Below are 23276 nucleotides of genomic sequence, written 5' to 3'. Positions count from 1 at the left end.
ATTATTTAAAGGAGAATTATGAGAAAATTTATTCAAAAATATTTTACTTTGCTACTTGCTATAAACTTTATATTTGTATTTAATATTTCCTTTAGTAATAATAATAATATTATTACTGTAGCACAGGGTTCAAAACCTAAATCATTAGATCCACACACATTTAATGAGTTTCCAACTCTTGGTATCACAGAACATATTTTCAATACTTTAGTTACTCTTGATGATAAGGGAACTCCTATACCTGAATTAGCTGAAAGTTTTGTCTATCTCTCTCCTACAGAGATCTTATTTACTATTAGAAAAAAAGTTAAGTTTCATAATGGTGATATATTGACAACAGATGATGTCATTTTTAGTTTAGAGAGAATGATGGAGAAACCTGGAAGTAGAGTTATATTAAAAGATATTAAATCAGTTGCTAAAACGTCAGATGATAAAGTTCTTATAACTTTACATGAACCGTCAGCACCATTTTTAGCTAATTTAACTCTTCCTATAGCTGCTATTATGAATAAAAATTACGTAATGGCTGGAAATAACGTTGCATTAAATCCAATTGGTACTGGTCCTTATATGGTTACCAATTGGGGAGATGGTGATAAAATTGTTATGAGTAGTTTTAAAGATTATTTTAAAGGAGCACCTAAAAATAATGGCCTAGTTTTTAAAATAATCACTGAAAATACTAGTCGTTTAGCTGCTTTAGAAACTGGTGAGGTTGATATTATTTATGCTATATCTCCCATTGATTTTCAAATTGTAGAAAAAAATCCCAATCTGAATCTGCTTCATAAAACTACAACAACGACAGAGTTAATGGTTTTAAATGTTCAAAAAGATGGTTTAGATAATAAAAATATTCGAAAAGCCATTCATATGGCTATTGATAAAGCTGGAATTTTAGAAGCTATATTTCTAAATAGAGGCTCTATTGCAACCTCTCCAATAAATCCAAATATTTTTGGAAGTTACCAAAATTTAAAACCAATAGATAACGATATAAAAAAAGTGAAAGAGATTATTGCCAATGAAACTAAAGAAAAAAAACTTCCAATTTTTAAAATTTGGACAAGTGAAAATATAGTAAGAGTTCAAATAGCTCAAATTATACAAGCTAATTTAAAAGAGATTGGAATCGAATCAAATATTGAAATTGTTGAGTGGGGAACATTTCTAAAGAAAACTTCAGAGGGTGCTCATGATATTCTTTTAACTACATGGATTTTAGGTGTTAGTGATATTGATACTGTAGTTACTACTCTATTCCATTCAAACTCAATTGGAGCTGAAGGAAATAGATCTTTTTATAGTAATCCAATTTTAGATAAAGAGATTGATTTAGCTCGTACTACTACTGACATAGAAAAGAGAAAAATATATTATAAAAATGTTCAAGAGATTATTTTAGATGAAAATCCAATAGTTCCATTAGTTTATAAAATTGATGGAATTGGAATCAGTAATAAAATTCATAATTTCCAATATAACAAAGCAAGTATGAGAAACTATTATGAAGATATGAAAAAAGTAGATGTTAAATAACATCTACTTTTTAGTTATCATCTCTATTAAATCTTTAATAGTTTCGTTTAAATATTGACCTTTTAAATAGTCCATTTTTACATCTTCATAAACAAACTTTTTAATCTCTTTTGGTCTCTCTACAAAAATATCTCCATAAACTTCAAACTCCTCTGTTAATGGAACAATAAAAGGAACTTTAAACTCCTCTACTTCCATTAAAGGTTTTAAAAATTTCTCTCCTCTAGCTTTAGTTATAATAGCCATATCAAAATTTGGATTTAACTCACAAAACTTTTTCAATACAGTTACATTTAATTGAAAGTCCATGCACCATGGCTCTCCTGAAACTAAGAAGTTTATTTTTTTTTCAATATTTTTTACAATATTGATTTCATCTTCAGTCATAGTTATTCTTGAATAATTCTTAGGAATTCTATCTCTTTCACTTTTTATTCCTGTTCCCATAAAAGCATCAAAATTCATTCCTGCTGAATAAAGAGTTTTCATATCCATTAATCTCACCCCATATTTTCTACTATTTATTTAGTATTTTGCAATTTTTATACTCATTCTTTTGTCCTAATCTATAAGTACATGTTCCTGATAAAACTTTACACTTTATAGACATATAGTCATCTATCATCATTCCTATTGAGTTTTCACACTCAAGAGTTGGATACTTTTCTACTACCTCTTTTTTTTCCTCTATTGTTATAAAATATCTTTCCATTTTCCTCTCCTACCTTTTCATTTTATAATATCTATCTCTTAATAAGAAATAATAAGCTCCACTTAAAATATAAGCTATAGACATATAGTTTATAATATCTCTTCCTAAATACTTTAGTCCTAATCCTACTAAAAGACCTCCAGTTATAAAAGAAAGTATATTCATAGCATAATATTTCATTTTCCATGTTATCTCTCTATTTCCTCTTAAATAATGCCCTATTACAACACCTAAATCTGTTACTGTTCCAGTCATATGAGTAGTTCTAATTACCATACCTCTATAACGTATAAATAGACCATTTTGTAAACCTAAAGAAAAGGCAAGAATAAATACAAATAAAACTTCAGCATATAAATATATATCTAAAAGTTTTAATAGTACTCCAATAAATATGAAAGTATCTCCATATCTTTTTCTAAGTTCAAAATCTCTTCCTGATCCAATAATAATACCTGAAACTATCGCTCCAGTAAAAAATGCTACCACTAATCCTAGCATTATTTTCAAATGGGGTATATTATAGTATGCTAAATCAGTTGAGATTCTTGTTACGCTTCCCGTTATATGGCTTGCAGTTAGAGAAAATTCCAATATTGCAAAGGCATTCATACCTCCACCTAAAAAAGCCAGCAAACTTATCCATAAAAACAGTTTATTATTAATTTGTTCCATTTCTTCCTTCTTCTTAGTACTTTATCTTAAATACTACTTTCTTTAGTTCTTTAGGCTCATTATTTTTTGCAATTAATGGCATATGAGGCTCATCTGGGAAAACTATTAGAAAGTTATCCTTAGTCATGTTTAATCTGTACTCTTCAGTTCCCTCTAAAACTTGAAAATCACTCTCTTCATTATATTCAGTTTTTTCTTTTAGTGAGTCTTTTAAAGAGTAACCAATTCCCTCTTCGCCATCAATTACTACATGAATATCTATATATTTTTTATGCCCCTCAAAGAAACACTCTTCTAAAACTTTAGTTTTGCACTCTTGAAGATTAAAAAATACATTATCTCCATCTAATTCATTTTTTCCTACTACCCCATTTATATAACTTCCGTTTTCAATAGCCTCTATAGCCATATCTAGACCACTAGAAATTCCCTTATAAAACTTTAATTCATTCATTTGTCCAAAGATCATTATTAATCCCCCTTATTTTTTTATATTCTTCTTTAATGATATTCTAAAAACCTTCATAAAGTCAAGCTATTATTTAATTTAGATTGATTTTTTTTGATAATTCTTTTATAATATAGTGTGAAGAAATATATTTAGAGGAGGATATTGTGTTACAAAAATTTAAAAGAAACTTTTCAATTATAGCACATATAGATCACGGTAAATCAACTGTAGCTGATAGACTACTTCAAGCTACTGGAACTGTTACTGAAAGAGAAATGAAAGAACAACTTCTTGATTCAATGGAGTTAGAAAGAGAAAAGGGAATTACGATAAAAGCTCAGGCTGTTACTTTAAAATATACTGCTAAAGATGGAAATGAGTATGAATTAAATCTTATTGATACTCCAGGACACGTTGACTTTATATATGAAGTTTCTCGTTCGCTATCTGCATGTGAAGGAGCTCTTCTAGTTGTAGATGCTGCTCAAGGTGTAGAAGCTCAAACTCTAGCTAACGTTTACTTAGCTCTTGAGAATAACCTTGAGATTGTACCTGTTATTAACAAAATTGACTTACCTGCTGCTGATGTAGATAAAGTTAAAAATGAAATTGAGGATATTATTGGATTACCTGCAGATAACGCTGTTTTAGTTTCAGCTAAAGCTGGAATTGGAATTGAAGAGCTTTTAGAAGCTATTGTTGAAAGAGTTCCTGCTCCAACTTTTGATGAAGAAGCTCCTTTAAGAGCTATGATTTTTGACTCTTTATTTGACGACTATCGTGGAGTTATAACTTATGTTAAAGTTCTTGATGGTTCTATTAAAAAGGGAGATAAAATTAAAATTTGGTCAACTGGAAAAGAATTTGATGTTCTTGAATGTGGTATTTTTGCTCCAACTAAAAAAGAGCAACCTGAATTAAGTTCTGGATCTGTTGGATATATCATAACTGGTATTAAAACTATTCAAGATACTCAAGTAGGAGATACTATTACTCATGCTAAAAGACCTTGTGCTGAACCTTTAGAAGGATTTAGAGCTGCTCAATCAATGGTATTTGCTGGATTATATCCAATATCTACTGATGATTACGAGGATTTAAGAGAAGCTTTAGAAAAACTTCAATTAAATGATGCATCTTTAACATTCATCCCTGAGACATCTCTTGCTCTAGGATTTGGATTTAGATGTGGATTCTTAGGATTACTACACATGGAAATTATTGTTGAAAGACTTAGAAGAGAATATGATATAGATTTAATCTCTACTTCTCCTTCAGTTGAGTATAGAATTACTCTAGAAGGAAAAGAAACTTATGTTATCGATAACCCTTGTGATTTCCCTGAAGGTGGAAGAGCTAAATTCTGTGTTGAAGAACCATATATAAAAGGAAGTATCCTTACTCCTAAAGATTATGTAGGAAACGTTATGGAACTTTGTCAGGAAAAAAGAGGAACTTACATTGATATGAAGTACATAGATGATAACAGAACAATGGTAATATATGAGTTACCTCTTGCAGAGATTGTTATTGACTTCTACGATAAGTTAAAATCTAGAACTAAGGGATATGCTTCATTTGAATATGAGATGATTGGTTATAAAGAGTCTACTCTTGTTAAAGTAGATATTCTTGTTTCAGGAAATGTTGTTGATGCATTCTCATTTATTGCTCACACTGATCACGCTGCATCAAGAGGAAGAGCTATTTGTGAAAAATTAAAGGAAATTATTCCTAGACAACAATTCGAAGTACCTATTCAAGCTGCATTAGGAGCTAAAATAATAGCTAGAGAAACTATTAAAGCTTATAGAAAGAACGTTCTTGCTAAGTGTTATGGTGGAGATATTTCTAGAAAGAAAAAGCTTTTAGAGAAGCAAAAAGAAGGAAAGAAAAGAATGAAACAAATTGGAAACGTAGAGATTCCACAAGAGGCATTCGTATCTGTTCTTAAACTTAATGATTAATTTATAATTTTAGGTGAGCTAGCTAGCTCACCTTTTGTTTATTAGAGGAGGGATTTTATATTTATGAAACAGTTACACTTTATTTTAAAAAGGATTTTTCCTGACATTTTAAGTATTTTAATCTTTTTATCTGGAACACTTATTATATTTTCAAACTCATCAAAATTTGATATAAGGTATATTAAGTTTATCTACTCTGTTTTACCTGGAGATATTATAACTTTATCTCATCTTTCATCTAATATAATTGGAACCTTTCTTCTTATATTAGCTTACGGAATCTATAGACGATTAGATAGTGCCTACTACCTTTCTATTATTGCTTTTATCTTTGCAATATTTTTTAGTTTTTTTAAAGGATTTAATTATTTAGAAGCAGCTTTTTTCAGCTTTATTTTAATTTTATTAGTTCCATCTAAAGATCGATTTTATAGAAAATCTTCAATTTTAAAAGATCGATTATCTATAAAGTGGGTATTATTCACTCTACTTGTTATTTTACTCAGTATCTTTTTTGGATTTTATTCCTTTAAAACAGTAGAATATAAAAAGGAAGTTTGGTGGCATCTAGTTTTAAATAGACATTATACTATATTTTTAAGGAACAGTTTTATATCTCTATCTATATTTTGTATTTTTTTAGTTTTTAATTTTTTTAATACTGTATTAAGTGTAGAAAAAATACCAAGTTCTAAAGTTATAAATGAAATAAAGAAAATAATTAAGTCAAGTGATAATAGCTACGCTTCTCTATCATTATTACCTGATAAATCAATTCTCTTTGATAAGGGTAAAGACTCTTTTATTATGTATGGAAACACTAATGGAAATCTTATCTCTATGGGAGACCCCATTGGCGATAAAAAACACTTTCGTGAAATTATACAAGATTTCTATCGAATTGGAAAGCAAAGTGGAAAAAATATAGCTTTTTATGAAATTTCCAAAGAACATCTTTCTGAATATTTAGAGCTTGGTCTAAAAATAATTAAAATTGGTGAAGAAGCTGTTGTTAATCTTAAGGATTATGATATCTCAACACCTTTATACAAAAAAATTAGATACACTTTTAACAAATTTGAGAAATTGAACTTTACTTTTAAAGTTATTGATTCTATTGAAGGTATTGAAACTGAACTAGAAGAAGTTTCTAATAATTGGTTAAAAAATAAAAAAGCAAAAGAAAAAAGTTTTTCTTTAGGAAGTTTTAATTTAGATTATCTTAGAAATTTTAAAATAGCACTTTTATATAATGAAAATAATGAATTAATTGCTTTTTCTAATTTATTAAGTACTGAAAATAAAAATGAAGTTGCTATTGATTTAATGAGATATATTGAATCTGCTCCATCTGGAACTATGGAATATTTATTTATAAAAATAATAAACTGGTCAAAAGAAAATGAATATGAACGTTTTAGTTTAGGAATGGCTCCACTTGCTGGAATATATGGTGGTGAACTAGCTCCACTATGGAATAAACTTAGTGTATTTCTATTTAATCATGGTGGAAACTTCTATAATTTTGAAGGGTTAAAACAATTTAAAGATAAATTTGCACCTCAATGGGAATCTAAATATTTAGCATATTCTGGTCATTTTAATCTGGCTTCTTTATTAAAAGATATTGCTCTTTTAATCTCTGGAGGAATTCTTGGTATATTTAGTAAAAAATAATTTAACAAATATATAACTATGAAAAAAAGGAGAGATTGTCAATCTCTCCTTTAAAATCTTAGTTAGCTTTCTCAGCGTAAACTGAAACTTGCTTCTTGTCTCTTCCTAATCTCTCGAACTTTACGTATCCATCGATTAATGCGAATAGAGTATGATCTTTTCCACATCCCATGTTGTTTCCAGCGTGGAATTTGTTTCCTCTTTGTCTAACGATGATGTTTCCAGCTTTTACAACCTCTCCATCATACTTTTTAACTCCAAGGTAATTTGGATTAGAATCTCTTCCGTTCTTAACAGAACCTTGTCCTTTTTTCTTCGCAAATAATTGTATATTTAATGTAAATAGCATCTAAATTTCCTCCTTCTCTACAAGCTTTATGTGTTTAGGATAACCCTTAGATAGTTCTTTCAACATCAATACCATTGTATCTAATAATACATGAACCTCTTTTTCTTTGTTAGAAAAATCCATTCCCCTCATATCAACGTCTAAGTACCCATCGGAGTCAATTTCAAATTTCGGAGTAATATCCAAAATCTCTTGCAATCCTCCTAACGGAAATTGCATTGCCATGGAAATTGCGGCACAAACAATATCTTGCCCGTACTCAGCGTATTCAGCATGACCATTGGCTCTGTATCTAACTACTTTACCATTTTTTTTTAAAATTTCAATCTTTGTCATAAATTAATTATGCATTGATTGCAGTAACTTTGATCTCAGTGAAAAGTTGTCTATGACCTTTCTTTCTGTGATATCCAGTCTTTGGCTTGTATTTGAAGTTAACAACTTTAGCTCCTTTACCTTGAGCAACAACCTCTGCAACTACTTTAGCACCTTCAACAACAGGAGTTCCAACTTTAACCTCTCCATTGTTTGATACTAAAAGAACCTCTGTTAATTCTACAGTTGTGTTAACCTCAGCATTTAGTTTTTCAACTCTTAATACTTCACCTACTGCAACTTTGTACTGTTTTCCTCCAGTTTTTATAACTGCGTACATTCTAACACCTCCAAAAGTATAAAGATCGCTAGATTCGGTTGCTGACGACCTTATCCAAGCTTAATCTACTGTTAATCATATCATTTTTTATGTATTTTGTCAACTAATTTATTTTAACCACTCTTGTGATAAAGGAGATCCATTTCTGTAATTTGTAATTTTTTCTAATTCACCTTTTGGTGTATAACTTCTCCATTCTCCATTTTGAAGTCCACCTGCTAATCTACCTTTCTCTCTAACTTTTCCATTATCCCAGTATGCAATCCATTCTCCATTTCCACCTTTAAAATCCTCTTGATGTAATATTTTTCCTGTATTGTCATACCAAGTTGCTGGTCCAGATATTCTTCCACCTGAATATGTTATTCTTGAACGAATATTTCCTGTATTTCTATAATATGTTTCTTGAACTCCATTTTTAACTCCATTTGCATAAGGCTCTTTTAATCCTACTCTTCCTGCTTCAGAATACCAAATCTTATAACCACTTAATTTTCCATCTCTATAGTCTTCAGTATAGTGTTTATGAACACCGACTACTGCTGCAAATGTCCCTGTAAAAGGTACAGTTGAATTCCCATTATAAGCTAATTTATTTCTAACTTGTTTTTTTGCTATATTTACTTGATCTATTCCATTTAAAGTAATCTCTGTAACTGCATTTTCTGCTAAAGCTACGTTTTGACCTGTATGAATTATATCTGTTTGAGGTATAAATTCACCTTCTGGCATAGTTGATATACTTACATCATAAGCTTGCTTTGGAACTGATGGCAATAAAATTCTTTCCTCATCACTTATTTTCTTTTCTAAAGGAGTACACCCTACTAGTGCTAATAATATTACTCCTATTGCTATTTTCATCTTTTTCATAACAATTTTCTCCTAATAAGATTTTATATAAAAAATAAAGCCAAGGAATTTATATAAAATTTCTTGACTCAGTTGTTTATTATTGATAGGCATTAAATAAGCCGGGTTTTGTATTTGTCAATCATTTATCTAGAGCTATAATTGCTTATAGCTTCAAGCAACTTACCCTGAGAGAGGACGAGCAGCCCCTATTCTCTCCTATTTAGTCTTGCTCCAAAGGGGGTTTACCTAGCTTCTTTAGTCTCCTAAAGAACTGGTGGTCTCTTACACCGCCTTTTCACCCTTACTACAAAATGTAGCGGTCTATTTTCTGTGGCACTTTCCTTAAAGTTTCCTTTAGTAGCCGTTAGCTACCCTTTTCGCTCTGTGGAGCCCGGACTTTCCTCTTGCTAACGCAAGCGATTAACTCTAATACCTATCACTTTTTAACTTGTATTTTTTCTTTTTTCTTTTTACCTGTATTATTCTAATAGATAATACTAAAAATGTCAACAAAATTCCTAAAAATACCTTAGTACCTAGTGACATCTGTTCTAAATCTTTACTATTCTCTTGAGAATCAGATGTTGCTACAAATATCTCTTGTAACCCCTCAACTAGATTTGTTGCTATCAGAGTCTCATTTTTTTCACCTACATACTCTTCCACATTTGTTAATAATAACGATAAATCTGAAGCCATATCTTCAGGATTTAAATCCTGTGAAATTTTTAATTGTACCTTTAAAACATCATTTTCATTATTTTTTATTAAATTTACAATAACTGTTTTCTCTTGTTCATCTGCCTCAAAACCTTCATTTTCTTCTAAAGTATTCAGATAAAGTTTATCTCCTGTTTTTTCTTGGAAAGTTTCTACAACTGTCAATAAATTTGATTTATCATCTTCTGAAAAAACATTTCTATAATCATTTATTTTTCCAAGGACCAAAGTAGAAAATATCAATGAACCTACCATAACTTTTTTTAGCATCCTATGTTCTCCTTACATTTTTTGAAATATTGGGCCATCATTGTATATTGAAATTTCTATTTCAAACTCTTTTTTCAATAAACTTTCCAACAAGTTTGAAAATATCCACTCACTTTCAAAATGACCTATATCAATCAAAGTAAAATTTTCCTCTCTTGCATCCATAGCTTCATGATATTTTATATCTCCTGTAATTAGAACTTGTGCTCCTAATTTTTTAGCTTTTCTCCAATAAGACGCCCCTGCCCCACTGACTAAAGAGATTTTTTTTATCTCTCTTTCTTCTTTTGATCTTACTACATTTATACTATTTAAATTTAACTTTTCTTTCAATAAATTCGATAAATTTTCTATACTTAAACTTTCATCTAGTTTATAAACTCTTCCAATCCCATACTCTCTTCCATTACTTTCCATTGGATCAAGTATTTTTCCATTTTTCATTCCAAGTATATTCTCACCTAAAAAATCATTTAATCCTGATTTTCCTGAATCTAAATTTGTATGCATTGAGTATACTGAAATTCCATTTTCTATTAATTTTATTATTTTTCGTCCTGCTAAAGTGTCATTAGTTATCTTTTTCAAAGATGTAAAGATTATCGGGTGATGCGTTATTATTAGATTTGCACCTGCTTCAATCGCTTTATCAATAACACTCTCTGTTAAATCTAATGATAATAAAATTCCAGTTATTTTCGAATCCCTTTTTCCTATTAATAATCCTACATTGTCCCAATCTTCAGCTAAAGAAGTTGGAAATTTCTCTTCTAAAAAATTTATAATTTTACTTAGCTTCATATCTTTAAACTTCTTCCTCCTCCTAAAGATATTTTTGTTAGAGCTTCTTCAAATAGCTGCTCACCTTCTCCTCTTTTTAAATCTAATGCATTTTCAATTTCAAATAGAGATTCTCTTTTATCTCCGATTAATCCATAGTATCTTTTTAAAATCTCCTCTTCTAAGTGAGATATTTTTTTAAGAACTGAATTATAATCAAGTTTTTCAACTTCATTTATTTTTTCTTCTATTATTTCTGATTTTTCATCTAAAGGAATCTCGTCAGTATCCTCTTCCTCTAACTCTGCTACAATTTCATGCTCTATTAACTCCTCTTTTCTTTTTGAGAAGTATCCTTTATACATATACTTTTCTGTTTCTACTTTTTCATCTACAAATAGTAACATCTCTCTTCTAGCCCATAATTTAATATACTCTATAATATCTCCATTTGATGGTCTATACTCTTCTAAAGATTTTATTACTCCAATATTTCCCTCTTGAATTAAATCTAAATAATCAATTCCAGCTATTAAATAATCAAAAGCTATATTTGCAACTTCTCTTAAATTACTCTCTATTAATTTATGAGCACTTTCTTCTTCATCTAAAGTTTCTAAAACAGTTTCTAGTTCCTCTTTTGAAAGTGGTTGAATATAAGAGATCTCCTCTAAATACTCTCCAACAATCCCTTCTACTACATAACTATTCTCTTCAACCTTTTCTTCTTTTCTTATATCTACAGTTTCTAATTCTAATTTTAAATTTGAATTCTCTTTTAAAAATTTTACAAAGTCCTTATCATCAATACAATTTTCTAATATCTCTTTTTCAAATGCTTTTATCTTCATAGTGTCCCCTTTTTTAGTTAATAATAAAATGGGGGATAGAAATCTCCCCCATATTGTTTTATACTTTAAAATCTTCTAGTTTCTTTCTTCTACTTGGATGTCTTAATTTTCTAAGTGCTTTAACCTCTATTTGTCTGATTCTTTCTCTTGTTACTTTAAATATTTTTCCAACCTCTTCTAGAGTTTTTGGTGCACCATCATTTAATCCGTATCTAAAGATTAAAACTTGCTCTTCTCTGCTACTTAAAGTTTTTAAAACATCATTTAATTGCTCTCTAAGTAAAGTTCTATTTGTTAATTCATATGGATTTTGCATTTTATTATCTTCTACGAAATCTCCTAATTCACTATCCTCTTCACTTCCAACTGGAGTTTCTAAAGATATTGGATCTTGATTCATCTCTTGAATACTTTTAATTTTTTCAACTTCCATTCCTAATCTATCAGCTAAAACTTCTGGAGTAGCATCTTTTCCTGTTTCTTGAAGGTATATTCTAGCTTCTTTTTTAATTTTATTAATAGTTTCTATCATATGAACTGGTATACGAATTGTTCTTCCTTGGTCAGCTATTGCTCTTGTAATAGCTTGTCTTATCCACCAAGTAGCATATGTAGAGAATTTATATCCCTTACTATATTCAAACTTTTCTACCGCTTTCATCAATCCTATATTTCCTTCTTGAATTAAGTCTAATAACTTTAAACCTCTATTTGTATGTTTTTTAGCTATACTTACAACTAGTCTAAGGTTTGCTTCAATAAGTTGTTGTTGAGAGTATTCGTCTCCTTCTAAAGCTGCTTTTGCATATCCTAACTCTTCTTCATGAGTTAATAATGGAATCTGTCCGATTTCTCTTAAATACATCTTTATAGGCTCGTCTACTTCCATTTCACCAGTTATACTAAATAAATCATCATTTACTAAATCATCTTCAGTTACCTCTTCAATTTCATCTGGATTAAAATCGAAATCATCTGAATATTCAGTACTGCTACTTTTTTCTTCTTCATCCTCATCTTCATCTAATTCAACAACAGGTCTTTTTAATAGTGGAGTTATAACTTTTTTTACATCTTTTCTACCATCGTCTTTTCTCTTAATATTTTCCTGTTTCTTTACTTCTTCTTGGGAAATGATTTTTATTCCCTGTTCTGTCATTCCATTTATTAAAAACTCTATTCTTTCTGGCGGAAAATCTGCACTTAATTGGCTATTAATCTCTTCATAGCTTATTACTTTATTTTCCATTGCCTTTCTTAATAAAGCTAAAACCTTTTCATTTTTTATAAACTCCTTCATTAGTTGAAGCCTCCTCTATTGAATAAAATTATCTCTCAAAATTTTAAGCATTGATACTCTTAAATTCATCATACAATGCACGAAGGTCATTGAACTCAATATGTTGTTTCAATTTATCCTCTATTTTCTTTAGCTTGATATGTTTTAATAAGTTACTTCTCTCTTTTAATGCTTCTTTTAATTCTAAAATAAACCATGACATAAAAATAATTTGAAACCCTTTTTCTATATCCAATTTATTTGAGTAATCATCTATAGAAAGTAATGATATATTTACTAGCTCTTTCTCTTCATCTTGACTCAAATTTCCCGTTAATATTATATCCTTTATTATGTTAGAACTTTTCTCTTGATTTTCTTTTAAAAACTCTATATATTGAAATATTTTTTTCCCTAAACTACTACTAATCTCTTTATCCCTAAAATCTTCAATGTACTCATTTTGAGAAAGAACTAATGCTAACGTCAACTTCTCTAGATTATATAGTCCTTTTTCGTCTAAATCCTTACTTTCCTCTTTTTTTTCGTAAGTATTTTTTATTCTTTTTTTATTGTTTGTTATTAAAATAGATTTCAGTACATCTAATTCAATATTTAATGACTTACCTAACTTATCAATATATAAACTTCTTTCTAAATCACTTTCTAAACATTGAAAAAAATCTTTAAATCTATTTATGAAATTTTGTTTTGACATGTGATCTTCTAAACTATACTCAGATGAATATCTTAAATAAAGATAATCAAAAGCTTCTAAAGAATCTTTTACAACTTTTAAAAATGCTTCTTTTCCATATTTTTTTAAGTAATCATCAGGATCTTTTGCATCTTTATATAATAATACTCTTATATTGAATCCTGCTGATTTTAAAATAAGTATAGATCTCTCAGTAGCTTTTTGTCCAGCTTCATCCATATCAAAAGAAAGTATTACATTATTAGTATATTTTTTCAATAGATGCGCTTGTTCTTCTGTTAAAGCTGTTCCCAATGGTGCTAAAGCCACATCAAATCCATAAGAATGGCTTGATAAGACATCCATATACCCTTCCATTAAAATCGAATAATTCTTCTTTTTAATATTACTTCCTTTTTGGATAAAACCATATAAGTTTTTTCCTTTTGAGAAAATAGGTGTTTCCTGTGAGTTTATATATTTTGGAATATCTTTGCTATCCTCTAAAGATCTACCACCAAAAGCTATAATTTTACCTGAAACTGAGTATATTGGAAAAATAATCCTATTTCTAAAAGCATCATAAATTCCTTTTTCATTTTCTTTAGCTAATCCTAAATCAAATATCTTCTTTTTTTCAAACCCCTTTTTTATAAGATAATCATAAAGCCCTGTCCATTCATTGGGGGCATATCCTATTTCATTCTCTTTTATTAATTTTGGGTTTATTTTTCTTTTAGATAGATATTCTAAAGCATCACGAGCTGTATTTTTAAACATCTCCTCTTTGTAATAGTTGTGAGCCTCTTCCATAATTTCATAATACTCTTTATTTTCATTAACTTTACTATTTCCTACTTTTTTTATTGGAATATTATATTTATTTGCTAACTCTTCTACTGCTTCAACAAAAGATATTTTTTTATACTCTGAATAGAATTTTATAGGATTCCCACCTGCACCACAAACAAAACATTTACATATGTTCTTATTTGGACTTACTACAAATGATGGATTGTTATCTTGGTGAAAAGGACACAAACCTTTAAAGTTAGCTCCTGTTTTCTTTAAATCAACAAATTCTCCTACAACCTCTTCAATATGTAATTGTTGTAACAATAAATCAATATCTTCTGATTTATATTTCATCAATATTCTCCTAATCTCTTAGATTTTTTAAGTAAAAAATATTTAAGAGCAAACCGCTCTATCCTAAATTATATTATATTTTTGGTAAATATGCAATTTTTTTTTAAATAAAAAGAAGGATTTTTAAAAATCCTTCTCATTTTTTTAATTTTCTGTATTTTGTGTGCTTAACTCAATCTCTTTTAAAGCCTCTTGAGCCTTTGCATTAATATAATCTATTTTTACTTGATTTTCAAACTCTTGGAAATCAGCTTTTTTCTCATCTGTTTGTGAATCTTTTTTATAGATTATAAAATCTTTCTGATCTTTAATAAATCCAACATCTCCAATTTTAGAATCATAAATAGCTTTTGCTAACTCTTCATTATATCCTAATCCTGGAATATATCCTTCTTTTGTAATTCCATCTATTTTCTCAGAGAAAACGATATCTTTATCATTTTTCAAATCATCAAATGTTATTGTTTTATCTGTTAAATCTTTAACAATTTGAGCAATTTGAGCATCTTTTGAATTTATTGTTTCTTCTGATGGTTCTGGAATAATTAAAATATGGCTTGCTGTAACTGTTTCAGCTTTATCATCTTTCTCTTGTACAAAAATTATGTGATATCCAAATTGAGTTTTTACAACTTCTGGATAAATCTCTCCAGGAGTTCCTGCAAAAGCTGCATCCTCAAAAGGTTTTACCATATCTCCCTTTTTAAAAGTTCCTAATGCTCCTCCTGTAGGACCACTTGGACCATCTGAGAAGTTTTTAGCCATCTCTGCAAAATTATCCTTATTAACTTTCTTTAAAAGATCTTCAGCTTTTTCTTTTGCTTTTTGGTCATCACTTTCTGTTGGTTGAACTTTTAAAATAGCGATATTTGCATTAGCGCTTTCTAATGTATCATAATTTAATTGATTCTCTTCAAAGAACTCTTTTAAATCATTTTGAGTATATGTTACTTCTGATTTTAGTTTACTATATAGTTCTTTTACAGCATTTGCAACTTGTAAATCTAAAGGTAAAACAGAATCTACTTTTATACCCTTAGCTTCAGATGCTTTTAATAATTTTATCTCTGATTCAATCGATGATTTTGCTAACTCTTTTGCCCCTTCTAAATCACCTTTAGTCATTGCTAATGTATTTAAAACTCTTTTATCAAATTCAACGTTGCTTACTTTAACTCCATCAAATTCAAAAGCCTCTTTTTCTACATAGGCATCGAAGTTTTTATCTAAATCCTCTAACTTCATTTTTGCTCTAGCTTCAGACATATCTTTTGCATATGCTTCAGCACCTTTTTGCATTTTTAAAGCTTGCTCTATTTGAGTTTTAACCTCTTCTAATGGTTTCCCTTGGAACATTGTATATTTGTAATCAGCATAATATTCATCAATCTCTTCAGGTGTCACCTGAACTCCTTGAGTTATAGCTTCTGAAGTTTTTTGTAGTATTAAGTTTTCTCTAATTTCATTTTCTAAAGTTTTTGTAGTATATCCTTGACTTAAAAGTGCACTTTTAAATTGCTCTTTATCAGGGAAAGCCGCCTTTATTTGATCCATTTGAGCACTCACTTCTGATCCTGAAACTTTTACTTTTAATTTATCTGCCATCTCTAATAAAAGATTTCTATTAATTAACTCATTAAAAGCTATTGTATTCATTAGCTCTGGATCTATATTAGTTCCTAAATATCTTTTGTAATTCTCAGACATTATAGCCATAGATCTGTGTGCTTCTACCATTGTAACTTTTTTACCATTTAGTTTAAAAGCTAGTTGTGTATTTGCAGAACTACTTCTAAATGACATTGCATAACCTGCTATCAAACTTATTAAAAAGAATATTGTTACTACCCATATAACTGGTTTCATATTTTTTCTAAACTTTCTAATTGCCATTTTTAACCCCTCCGAAGAATTTTGTAAATATTATTTTGTATCTAACCCATATTTTCTGATTTTTTCATAAAGAGTTGTTCTTCCAATTCCTAAAAGCTTAGATGTTTCTTGTTTATTCCATCTTGTTTTTTGTAATGCCATTGCGATTACTACCTTTTCAACTTCATCTAAAGCATATATCTCTTGCTCTAATATATTTTTTAAAGGTCCTACTCCAATAACAGTTTTATTTTCAACTGTATCAGATTTCATTTTTATTTCTAATGGTAAATCTTCTACATCAATATTTCTATCGTTACATAAAATTACCATTCTTTCAATCATATTTTTTAACTCTCTTATATTTCCTGGATATGAGTATTCCATTAAATACTTCATAGCATCTCCTGAAATAACAGGTATTTCTCTTCTTAAATCTTTTACAATTTTATTTAAGAAGTAGTTTGCTAACATAGGAATATCATCTTTTCTATCTCTTAAAGGTGCTACTTCAATTGGGAAAGCTGTTAATCTATGATATAAATCTTTTCTAAATTTACCTTTTTCTGTTTCCTCTTTTAAATCCTTATTAGTAGATACTATAAATCTAACGTCTACTCTTCTTGATTTATTTCCACCAACTCTTCTAAATTCTCCATATTCGATAACTCTAAGAACTTTCGATTGAGCTTTTAAATCCATTGCTGATATTTCATCAAGGAATACAGTTCCACCATCTGCTTCTTCTAAAATTCCTTTTTTACTTGTAGTTGCTCCTAAGAATGCTCCTCTTTCATAACCAAATAACTCTCTTTCAATTAAATCTTCTGGTAAAGAAGCACATGAAATTGTTATATAGTTTTCTTTTCTTCTATCACTCTTTTTGAATATCTCTTTAGCAATTAACTCTTTTCCAACTCCATTTTCTCCTGTTATTAAAACAGTTAAGTCGCTCTCTGCTACTTTATCAATTAAGTTTTTTACCTCTTTAATTCTTGCAGATTGTCCAATTATTTCATTCTCATCTTCTGTATCTGAAAGCTTCTCTTCTAATTTTCTCTTCTCTTTTACTATCTCTAAGCTTCTTAAAGCTGGTATCATTATTCTGTTCATTTCTTTAACATCTACTGGCTTTAATAAATAGTTATAGATATCCGCTTCCTTCATCTCTTGAATTAAAGCTTCGTTTTCTTCATCAAGTAATCCTATTACTACGAAATCCTTTCCTATTCCATTTAACTTTCTCTTAGCTTCTGAAAAGTTAAACCATGTTAAATACTCGTCTAATAAAACTACGTCAAAATCACTCTCTCTTAACATATCTAGAGCATCTAATAAGTTATTAAATGTTATTATTTCATAAACTTCTGATAAAGCTTTTCTTACTTGTTTTAATGTTTCTTTTCTTTCTGAAACTACTAATATTGATTTTTTCATCCTTTTCCTCCTACTTTCTATTTTCGATAACAATGTATTATAATTGATATTTTGTTATTTTTCAAGACTTTTTTAAAAAATTCTGTTCTAGATTATTTCAAAGAGTTTCACTCTAAACATTAGTTCAAATTTCTCCTCTTTTTTCCTTTTTATTTTGTTATATTTTCTAAGTTAATGTTTTTTTTCTATATAAATTAATTTAACATAGACTTTAAAAACAGATTATAAAACATTTCAATCTCTCTAGTTATATCAATCGTTGCATATTTTTCAACCATTCTTTTATAACTATCTTCATCTACTACTTCTATTCCTGTTTGAGTTATCAAATATAATAAAAGAGTTGTTAATGATGAGCTTAACATTGTTCTAATTTTTTCTATTTCACTTCTATACTCTTCTTTTATATGCTCTCTATTGTTATTTAAAAACTCACTGAATATAATATCTCTTTTCATATATTCATCGTATGTTAAATTTATCTCTCCATTTTCATAGATTTTAGCAAATAAAAATAAGTTGTATCTATCATCTTTTAAAGTTAATCTTCTTCTAACAATCATTTTTAATTTTTCTTCAAAAGGAACATCTAAATCTCCTACTTCCTTTAAAAACTCTTTTCTACTTATAACTGAATTATCCATTATTTCTAGTAGTAACTCTTCTTTACTTTTAAAATAGTAATAGAACCCACCTTTTGCCATTCCTAAAACGTTAGCTATATCCTCTATTTTTGTATTTCTGATTCCATTAGCCGCAAATAAAATAGTTGCTGTCCTCTTTATACGATCTCTTTTCGTCACACAATCACGTCCTTATTTTTAATTAAAATTTAAAAATATTAAATATATCGTTAGCTGTTGCAAATATAATTAACCCAAATAACATAATCATACCAATCGTATGAACTCTTTCTTCAAGTTTCTTATCAACTTTTATTCCAATTAATTCTAATATAACAAATATAATTCTTCCACCATCTAAAGCTGGAAAAGGTAGTAAGTTAAATATTCCTACATTTATTGATAATATTGCTAATAACCAAATTAAAATTCCAGAGCTTCCACTTTTACTTGCATCTCCTACTACTTTAACTATTCCAACAGGACCACTAATATCTTTAGCCTTTACTTTTCCTGTTACAAGCATTTTAACTCCACCTAATGTATCTTCAAATACACCTATAAATATTTTAAAAGATTGTTTTATTCCCTCTCCAAAACTATACTTTTCAAATTTATACTCAGGAATTATTCCCATAATAGCTGGTTTTTCTTCACTTATCTTAGTTAACGGAACTACTACATCTAAAGTTTTTCCATCTCTTTCTATAACTACATCTAGCGCATCTCTTTTTTTAGAGTCCTTTGCTATTGTTTCACCTATTTCTGACCAAGTAGTTATTTGTGTTCCATCTATCTCTTTTATAATATCATTTTCCTTTAAAACTGTTGATGCTTTTGCCTCTTTTATTACATTTCCTACTATTGGATTTGTATTTTGAATAGCTTTTCCACTAGTAAATGTTATTCCTAAAATTACTAATAACGCTAGCATGAAGTTCATAAATACTCCTGCAAATAAAACTACAAATCTAGCAAATGGTGACTTACTATTAAAACCATTTTCTACTTTACTCTCAACTTCCATTCCGTCTATATTTACAAAACCACCTATTGGTATTATTCTAATAGAATATAAAGTTTTTCCAGTATAATAAGAATATAACTCTGGTCCCATTCCTATTGCAAATTCAGAAACAGGCATTTTAAAAAATCTTGCCGCTAAAAAATGACCCAATTCATGTATAAAAATTATTAATCCTAGTAATAATAGCGCTATTATTATATCCATTTTTCCTCCTGTTATAAGATTCCATTTACGAGCTCAAACACTTCATTTGAAATCTCTTCTATTGTTTTTAACCTATCATTTTCAACGCATTTGATCTCTTTCCAAGAGTATTTTTTTGATATTTCACACGCATTTTCATGAGATTTTTTTAAGTATTCAATATTTTTTTCATGAATATCTTTTTTATCCTCTCCAGTTATTTTATTTTTTCTTTCAGCCATTAATTTTTGAGCAGTTTCTGTCGGCATATTTAAGAAAATAACTAAATCTGGTCTTGGTATTCCCATTTTACTATATTCTAAATCCTCTAACCAAGATAGGTACATCTCTTTTTCTTGAGAATTATCTATTTTAGATGCTTGATGAACCATATTTGATGTTGTATACCTATCTGTTATGATTATTCCTCCATCATTATAAAACTTTCCCCAATCAGTTTTGTAAGATGCATATCTATCTATTGCATACATCGTTGAAGCTGGATATGGATTTACTTTCTCAGCATCTGTTCCAAACTCTCCTGCTAAATACATCTTTACTGGAGCACACGCTGGGCTTTCATAATTTGGAAAAGATATTTTTCTTATATTACTTATTTTTTCTGATAATCTCTCAAACAGCATCGCTGTTTGCGTTTCTTTTCCACTTGAATCTGTTCCCTCTATAACTATAAGTCTTCCTCTTTTAATCTTTTGCATAATTGTCATAAACCCACTTTCTTGTTTCTTTATCTACATTTTTTATTACTTCTAAAGAATCTATCTCTTTAACCTTATGAAGTTCCATAGCTTTTTCTATTATCTCATATATTTCTAAAAATTTTATTTGACCTTTTAAAAATAACTCTACTGCAACCTCATTTGCCGAGTTAAAAACACAAGGCATTGTTTTTCCTATTTTTCCAGCTTGAAAAGCTAATTGTACTCCCTTAAATACTTCATTATCAACCTGACTAAAAGTTAGTTCTTTTAAAGTTTTTAAATTCAATCTTTCTAACGCACTACTTCCCTCTCTTTCAGGGTATGTAAATGCATATTGAATAGGTAGCTTCATATCTGGTGCTCCTATTTGAGCTATTATGGAGTTGTCTACAAATTCTACCATTGAATGAATTATACTTTGAGGATGCACTAGAACCTCAATATTTTCATAATCCACTCCAAATAGCATATGAGCCTCTATTACTTCTAATCCTTTATTAACTAAAGTTGACGAATCAATTGTTATTTTCTTACCCATAGACCAATTGGGATGCTTTAAAGCTTCTTCAACTGTTACATCTTTTAATTCTTCTAAAGTTTTTCCTCTAAAAGTTCCACCACTAGCTGTAATAATTAAATTTTTCACCTCTTCTTTTCTACTTCCTTGCATACTTTGAAATAATGCTGAATGCTCACTATCAACAGGAATTATCTCAGCTTTTGGATACTCTTTTAAAATCTTATTTATATAATCTCCTGCAGCCACCATAGTTTCTTTGTTTGCTAAAGCAACTCTTTTTTCTTTTTTTATTGCCTCTACTGTAGCCTCAATTCCAACAGCTCCACTTATAGCTGTTAAAACTATATCAGCTTCATCTAAAGCTCCCATAAGTTTCAACCCATCATCTCCAAAATATATTGTTTTTTCTGGATATAATCTCTTTAAAATTTCAGCATTTTTTTCAGATCCTATACAAAGATACTTTGGATTAAATTTCTCTATTTGCTCTTTAAATAACTCTAAATTTGAATACGCAGACATCCCTATAACCTTGAATTTCTCTTTTTTTGCTTCTATAACTTTTAATGCATTTGTTCCAATACTTCCTGTAGAACCCAATATAGTTATACTTTTCATACTTCCTCTCCTCAAATTCTTTATATTTCTCTTCTAAAAAAATGGTAGCTTTTTAAGCTACCCTTTTCTCTAAATAAATTTTAATAAATAATACACAACTGGTACAACAAACAGCATACTATCAAAACGATCTAATATTCCACCATGTTCTCCTAGTAATTTTCCTGAATCTTTTACTTTAAACTCTCTTTTAAACATAGATTCACCTAAATCACCTATTTGAGCTACGATACTAATTAAAAATCCAAATAATAAAACTACTATTGTACTTACATCAGTTCCAAAAATATTAAAATACTTATTTATTAGATAAATAGTTCCCATTGTAAAAACTATTCCTCCAATAGAACCTTCTATAGATTTCTTTGGACTAATTGAACTAAATCCTTGTTTAAATATTTTTCTACCGATTCCCATCCCTACAAAATATGCAAAGGAATCACATACCCATACTAAAATCTGAATTGTTAATAACCATTTCCCACCATTTGGAAGGTAGTTCATTAATAATAGATGTGTAAACAATCCCGAAATATAAACAACTCCAAGCAGTGTAACTCCAATATCTCTACTAGAATTTTCAACTTTATTTTGTAAAACTTTTTTCCCTATTAAAGCTATTGTTAATAACGTTATAGGCATAAGTATAAGTGTTGAATTATCTACATTTGTGAAATATATTATATTTGGTATAGCCAATCCAGCTATATACCCTAAATTTACATCTGGTTTTTTCCCACCAATTTCTGCCATTTTATAAAATTCAAACAACCCTACTAATATAACAAAGTTTACAAACAGTAATAGTAAAAATCCTCCCTTTAACAATACTGTTATTAAAAGTGGTATTCCTATTAAAGCTACTAATATCCTATTTAACATCTATTTTACTCCTCCAAAACGCCTATCTCTTTTTTGATAACTCTCTATAGCCTTTATTAACTCATCTTTATTAAAATCTGGCCAATAAGTATCTGTTACATATATTTCAGAATAGGCTATTTGCCATAATAAAAAATTAGAAATTCTCATCTCTCCACTTGTTCTTATTAGTAACTCTGGATCTGGTAACTGGTTATATAAATATTTTTCTACAGTTTCCTCAGTTATCTCTTTTTCATTATTTTTTACAATTTCTTTTATAGCATCAACTAATTCAGCTCTCCCTCCATAGTTAAAAGCTATATTCAATGTTATCCCTGTATTTCCTTTTGTTGCCTCTTCTAACTTACTAATCTCTGCAAGAAGATCTTTGCTAACACCCTCTTTTCTTCCAGAAACTAAAAATTTAACATTATTTTTCATCAATAATTTTTTTTCATTTTTTAAATAAGTTTTGAAAAGAAACATTAAAGTATCCACTTCTTCCTTTGCTCTTTTCCAATTTTCTGTTGAAAAAGCATAAACTGTTAAATATTTTATACCTAACTCTCCACAAGAAGTTAATATCTTTCTTAAAGTATCTGCTCCAGCTTTATGTCCATATGTTCTAGGCATTCCCTTTTCCTTTGCCCAACGTCCATTCCCGTCCATAATTATTGCTATATGATTTGGTACTCTTAAACTCATTATTTCTCTCCTCTCAATAAATCACTAAATTTTACCATATTTAGAACATTTTTTCCATAAAAAAAATGGTTCCTAA

Annotated in this window: 24 protein-coding genes and 1 other RNA gene; 3 read left to right on the top strand and 22 right to left on the bottom strand. The window is 28.9% G+C overall.

Going from position 1 to position 23276, the window contains the following annotated elements; genetic code table 11:
• Positions 1-18 precede the first annotated feature (18 nt).
• Positions 19-1542: an ABC transporter substrate-binding protein gene (locus H5J23_RS06360; protein ID WP_185891353.1), complete on the top strand. Its 1524-nt coding sequence runs from the start codon at positions 19-21 to the stop codon at positions 1540-1542.
• A gap of 3 nt (positions 1543-1545) precedes the next feature.
• Here H5J23_RS06360 and H5J23_RS06355 read toward each other — a convergent pair whose 3' ends face one another.
• The 4 genes from H5J23_RS06355 to H5J23_RS06340 are packed head-to-tail and all read right to left on the bottom strand — an operon-like array spanning position 1546 to position 3398.
• Entirely contained in the window at positions 1546-2037 is a 492-nt protein-coding gene (locus H5J23_RS06355; RefSeq protein WP_185891351.1) for a thioredoxin family protein, read from the bottom strand.
• Positions 2038-2059: 22 nt separating this feature from the next.
• A complete protein-coding gene (locus tag H5J23_RS06350) occupies positions 2060-2254 on the bottom strand; it encodes a hypothetical protein (RefSeq protein ID WP_023049942.1) in 195 nt (64 codons plus the stop codon).
• Between the two features lie 9 nt (positions 2255-2263).
• Positions 2264-2929, bottom strand: coding sequence for a YoaK family protein (locus H5J23_RS06345; RefSeq protein ID WP_185891350.1), 666 nt, complete (start codon positions 2927-2929; stop codon positions 2264-2266).
• A gap of 13 nt (positions 2930-2942) precedes the next feature.
• On the bottom strand, positions 2943-3398 hold the full coding sequence (locus H5J23_RS06340) for a YhcH/YjgK/YiaL family protein (RefSeq protein WP_023049940.1): 456 nt from the start codon (positions 3396-3398) through the stop codon (positions 2943-2945).
• Positions 3399-3544: 146 nt separating this feature from the next.
• On the opposite strand from H5J23_RS06340, the gene lepA reads away from it, so the two are divergent.
• Entirely contained in the window at positions 3545-5347 is a 1803-nt protein-coding gene (gene lepA / locus H5J23_RS06335) for a translation elongation factor 4 (RefSeq protein ID WP_023049939.1), read from the top strand.
• 63 nt (positions 5348-5410) lie between these two features.
• Positions 5411-7024 (top strand): phosphatidylglycerol lysyltransferase domain-containing protein, encoded by a 1614-nt coding sequence (locus H5J23_RS06330; RefSeq protein ID WP_023049938.1) that lies wholly within the window; start codon positions 5411-5413, stop codon positions 7022-7024.
• Between the two features lie 58 nt (positions 7025-7082).
• On the opposite strand, the gene rpmA is transcribed toward H5J23_RS06330, so the two are convergent.
• The 18 genes from rpmA to H5J23_RS06240 all read right to left on the bottom strand — a co-directional run bounded on the left by rpmA (position 7083) and on the right by H5J23_RS06240 (position 23200).
• Positions 7083-7373 (bottom strand): 50S ribosomal protein L27, encoded by a 291-nt coding sequence (rpmA, locus tag H5J23_RS06325; protein ID WP_023049937.1) that lies wholly within the window; start codon positions 7371-7373, stop codon positions 7083-7085.
• Positions 7374-7709: a ribosomal-processing cysteine protease Prp gene (locus H5J23_RS06320; protein ID WP_023049936.1), complete on the bottom strand. Its 336-nt coding sequence runs from the start codon at positions 7707-7709 to the stop codon at positions 7374-7376.
• A 7-nt stretch (positions 7710-7716) separates the two neighbouring features.
• Positions 7717-8028: a 50S ribosomal protein L21 gene (gene rplU, locus H5J23_RS06315; protein ID WP_023049935.1), complete on the bottom strand. Its 312-nt coding sequence runs from the start codon at positions 8026-8028 to the stop codon at positions 7717-7719.
• Between the two features lie 108 nt (positions 8029-8136).
• Positions 8137-8901, bottom strand: a complete 765-nt coding sequence (locus H5J23_RS06310) for a toxin-antitoxin system YwqK family antitoxin (RefSeq protein WP_023049934.1) — start codon at positions 8899-8901, stop codon at positions 8137-8139.
• An 81-nt stretch (positions 8902-8982) separates the two neighbouring features.
• Positions 8983-9320, bottom strand: an RNA gene (gene rnpB, locus H5J23_RS06305) — RNase P RNA component class A.
• Positions 9310-9873, bottom strand: coding sequence for a hypothetical protein (locus H5J23_RS06300; RefSeq protein WP_023049933.1), 564 nt, complete (start codon positions 9871-9873; stop codon positions 9310-9312). The genes rnpB and H5J23_RS06300 overlap by 11 nt, the downstream gene beginning before the upstream one ends.
• 12 nt (positions 9874-9885) lie before the next feature.
• The gene (locus tag H5J23_RS06295) at positions 9886-10674 is read right to left on the bottom strand and encodes a Nif3-like dinuclear metal center hexameric protein (protein WP_185891348.1); all 789 of its coding nucleotides are present in this window, start codon (positions 10672-10674) and stop codon (positions 9886-9888) included.
• On the bottom strand, positions 10671-11504 hold the full coding sequence (locus H5J23_RS06290; protein WP_023049931.1) for a sigma-70 family RNA polymerase sigma factor: 834 nt from the start codon (positions 11502-11504) through the stop codon (positions 10671-10673). The genes H5J23_RS06295 and H5J23_RS06290 overlap by 4 nt, the downstream gene beginning before the upstream one ends.
• 58 nt (positions 11505-11562) lie before the next feature.
• The gene (rpoD, locus tag H5J23_RS06285) at positions 11563-12804 is read right to left on the bottom strand and encodes an RNA polymerase sigma factor RpoD (protein ID WP_023049930.1); all 1242 of its coding nucleotides are present in this window, start codon (positions 12802-12804) and stop codon (positions 11563-11565) included.
• A 43-nt stretch (positions 12805-12847) separates the two neighbouring features.
• Entirely contained in the window at positions 12848-14629 is a 1782-nt protein-coding gene (dnaG, locus tag H5J23_RS06280; protein WP_023049929.1) for a DNA primase, read from the bottom strand.
• Between the two features lie 144 nt (positions 14630-14773).
• Positions 14774-16522 carry a peptidylprolyl isomerase gene (locus H5J23_RS06275; RefSeq protein WP_185891346.1) on the bottom strand — a complete coding sequence of 583 codons (1749 nt, stop codon included), beginning with the start codon at positions 16520-16522 and terminating at the stop codon, positions 14774-14776.
• A gap of 30 nt (positions 16523-16552) precedes the next feature.
• Positions 16553-17938 carry a sigma-54 dependent transcriptional regulator gene (locus H5J23_RS06270; RefSeq protein WP_023049927.1) on the bottom strand — a complete coding sequence of 462 codons (1386 nt, stop codon included), beginning with the start codon at positions 17936-17938 and terminating at the stop codon, positions 16553-16555.
• 194 nt (positions 17939-18132) lie between these two features.
• On the bottom strand, positions 18133-18741 hold the full coding sequence (locus H5J23_RS06265; RefSeq protein ID WP_023049926.1) for a TetR/AcrR family transcriptional regulator: 609 nt from the start codon (positions 18739-18741) through the stop codon (positions 18133-18135).
• 22 nt (positions 18742-18763) lie between these two features.
• Positions 18764-19792: an RIP metalloprotease gene (locus tag H5J23_RS06260; protein ID WP_185891344.1), complete on the bottom strand. Its 1029-nt coding sequence runs from the start codon at positions 19790-19792 to the stop codon at positions 18764-18766.
• 11 nt (positions 19793-19803) lie between these two features.
• The gene (locus H5J23_RS06255) at positions 19804-20490 is read right to left on the bottom strand and encodes a thymidylate kinase (RefSeq protein WP_185891342.1); all 687 of its coding nucleotides are present in this window, start codon (positions 20488-20490) and stop codon (positions 19804-19806) included.
• On the bottom strand, positions 20477-21631 hold the full coding sequence (gene dxr / locus H5J23_RS06250; protein ID WP_185891341.1) for a 1-deoxy-D-xylulose-5-phosphate reductoisomerase: 1155 nt from the start codon (positions 21629-21631) through the stop codon (positions 20477-20479). The genes H5J23_RS06255 and dxr overlap by 14 nt, the downstream gene beginning before the upstream one ends.
• Before the next feature lie 69 nt (positions 21632-21700).
• Positions 21701-22513, bottom strand: a complete 813-nt coding sequence (locus H5J23_RS06245; protein ID WP_023049922.1) for a phosphatidate cytidylyltransferase — start codon at positions 22511-22513, stop codon at positions 21701-21703.
• The gene (locus H5J23_RS06240; protein ID WP_023049921.1) at positions 22514-23200 is read right to left on the bottom strand and encodes an isoprenyl transferase; all 687 of its coding nucleotides are present in this window, start codon (positions 23198-23200) and stop codon (positions 22514-22516) included.
• Between the last annotated feature and the right edge of the window lie 76 nt (positions 23201-23276).

The organism is Cetobacterium sp. 2G large, from assembly GCF_014250655.1.
Classification (GTDB): Bacteria; Fusobacteriota; Fusobacteriia; order Fusobacteriales; family Fusobacteriaceae; genus Cetobacterium_A; species Cetobacterium_A somerae.
This window is presented reverse-complemented; position numbering and strand designations above follow the sequence as displayed.

Excerpts from the sequence above, each read along its gene's own strand:
- H5J23_RS06360 (WP_185891353.1), top strand. The coding sequence starts at position 19 with ATGAGAAAATTTATTCAAAAATATTTTACTTTGCTACTTGCTATAAAC.
- H5J23_RS06355 (WP_185891351.1), bottom strand. The coding sequence starts at position 2,037 with ATGGATATGAAAACTCTTTATTCAGCAGGAATGAATTTTGATGCTTTT.
- H5J23_RS06350 (WP_023049942.1), bottom strand. The coding sequence starts at position 2,254 with ATGGAAAGATATTTTATAACAATAGAGGAAAAAAAAGAGGTAGTAGAA.
- H5J23_RS06345 (WP_185891350.1), bottom strand. The coding sequence starts at position 2,929 with ATGGAACAAATTAATAATAAACTGTTTTTATGGATAAGTTTGCTGGCT.
- H5J23_RS06340 (WP_023049940.1), bottom strand. The coding sequence starts at position 3,398 with ATGATCTTTGGACAAATGAATGAATTAAAGTTTTATAAGGGAATTTCT.
- H5J23_RS06330 (WP_023049938.1), top strand. The coding sequence starts at position 5,411 with ATGAAACAGTTACACTTTATTTTAAAAAGGATTTTTCCTGACATTTTA.
- rpmA (WP_023049937.1), bottom strand. The coding sequence starts at position 7,373 with ATGCTATTTACATTAAATATACAATTATTTGCGAAGAAAAAAGGACAA.
- H5J23_RS06320 (WP_023049936.1), bottom strand. The coding sequence starts at position 7,709 with ATGACAAAGATTGAAATTTTAAAAAAAAATGGTAAAGTAGTTAGATAC.
- rplU (WP_023049935.1), bottom strand. The coding sequence starts at position 8,028 with ATGTACGCAGTTATAAAAACTGGAGGAAAACAGTACAAAGTTGCAGTA.
- H5J23_RS06310 (WP_023049934.1), bottom strand. The coding sequence starts at position 8,901 with ATGAAAAAGATGAAAATAGCAATAGGAGTAATATTATTAGCACTAGTA.
- H5J23_RS06300 (WP_023049933.1), bottom strand. The coding sequence starts at position 9,873 with ATGCTAAAAAAAGTTATGGTAGGTTCATTGATATTTTCTACTTTGGTC.
- H5J23_RS06295 (WP_185891348.1), bottom strand. The coding sequence starts at position 10,674 with ATGAAGCTAAGTAAAATTATAAATTTTTTAGAAGAGAAATTTCCAACT.
- H5J23_RS06290 (WP_023049931.1), bottom strand. The coding sequence starts at position 11,504 with ATGAAGATAAAAGCATTTGAAAAAGAGATATTAGAAAATTGTATTGAT.
- rpoD (WP_023049930.1), bottom strand. The coding sequence starts at position 12,804 with ATGAAGGAGTTTATAAAAAATGAAAAGGTTTTAGCTTTATTAAGAAAG.
- dnaG (WP_023049929.1), bottom strand. The coding sequence starts at position 14,629 with ATGAAATATAAATCAGAAGATATTGATTTATTGTTACAACAATTACAT.
- H5J23_RS06275 (WP_185891346.1), bottom strand. The coding sequence starts at position 16,522 with ATGGCAATTAGAAAGTTTAGAAAAAATATGAAACCAGTTATATGGGTA.
- H5J23_RS06270 (WP_023049927.1), bottom strand. The coding sequence starts at position 17,938 with ATGAAAAAATCAATATTAGTAGTTTCAGAAAGAAAAGAAACATTAAAA.
- H5J23_RS06260 (WP_185891344.1), bottom strand. The coding sequence starts at position 19,792 with ATGGATATAATAATAGCGCTATTATTACTAGGATTAATAATTTTTATA.
- H5J23_RS06255 (WP_185891342.1), bottom strand. The coding sequence starts at position 20,490 with ATGCAAAAGATTAAAAGAGGAAGACTTATAGTTATAGAGGGAACAGAT.
- dxr (WP_185891341.1), bottom strand. The coding sequence starts at position 21,631 with ATGAAAAGTATAACTATATTGGGTTCTACAGGAAGTATTGGAACAAAT.
- H5J23_RS06245 (WP_023049922.1), bottom strand. The coding sequence starts at position 22,513 with ATGTTAAATAGGATATTAGTAGCTTTAATAGGAATACCACTTTTAATA.
- H5J23_RS06240 (WP_023049921.1), bottom strand. The coding sequence starts at position 23,200 with ATGAGTTTAAGAGTACCAAATCATATAGCAATAATTATGGACGGGAAT.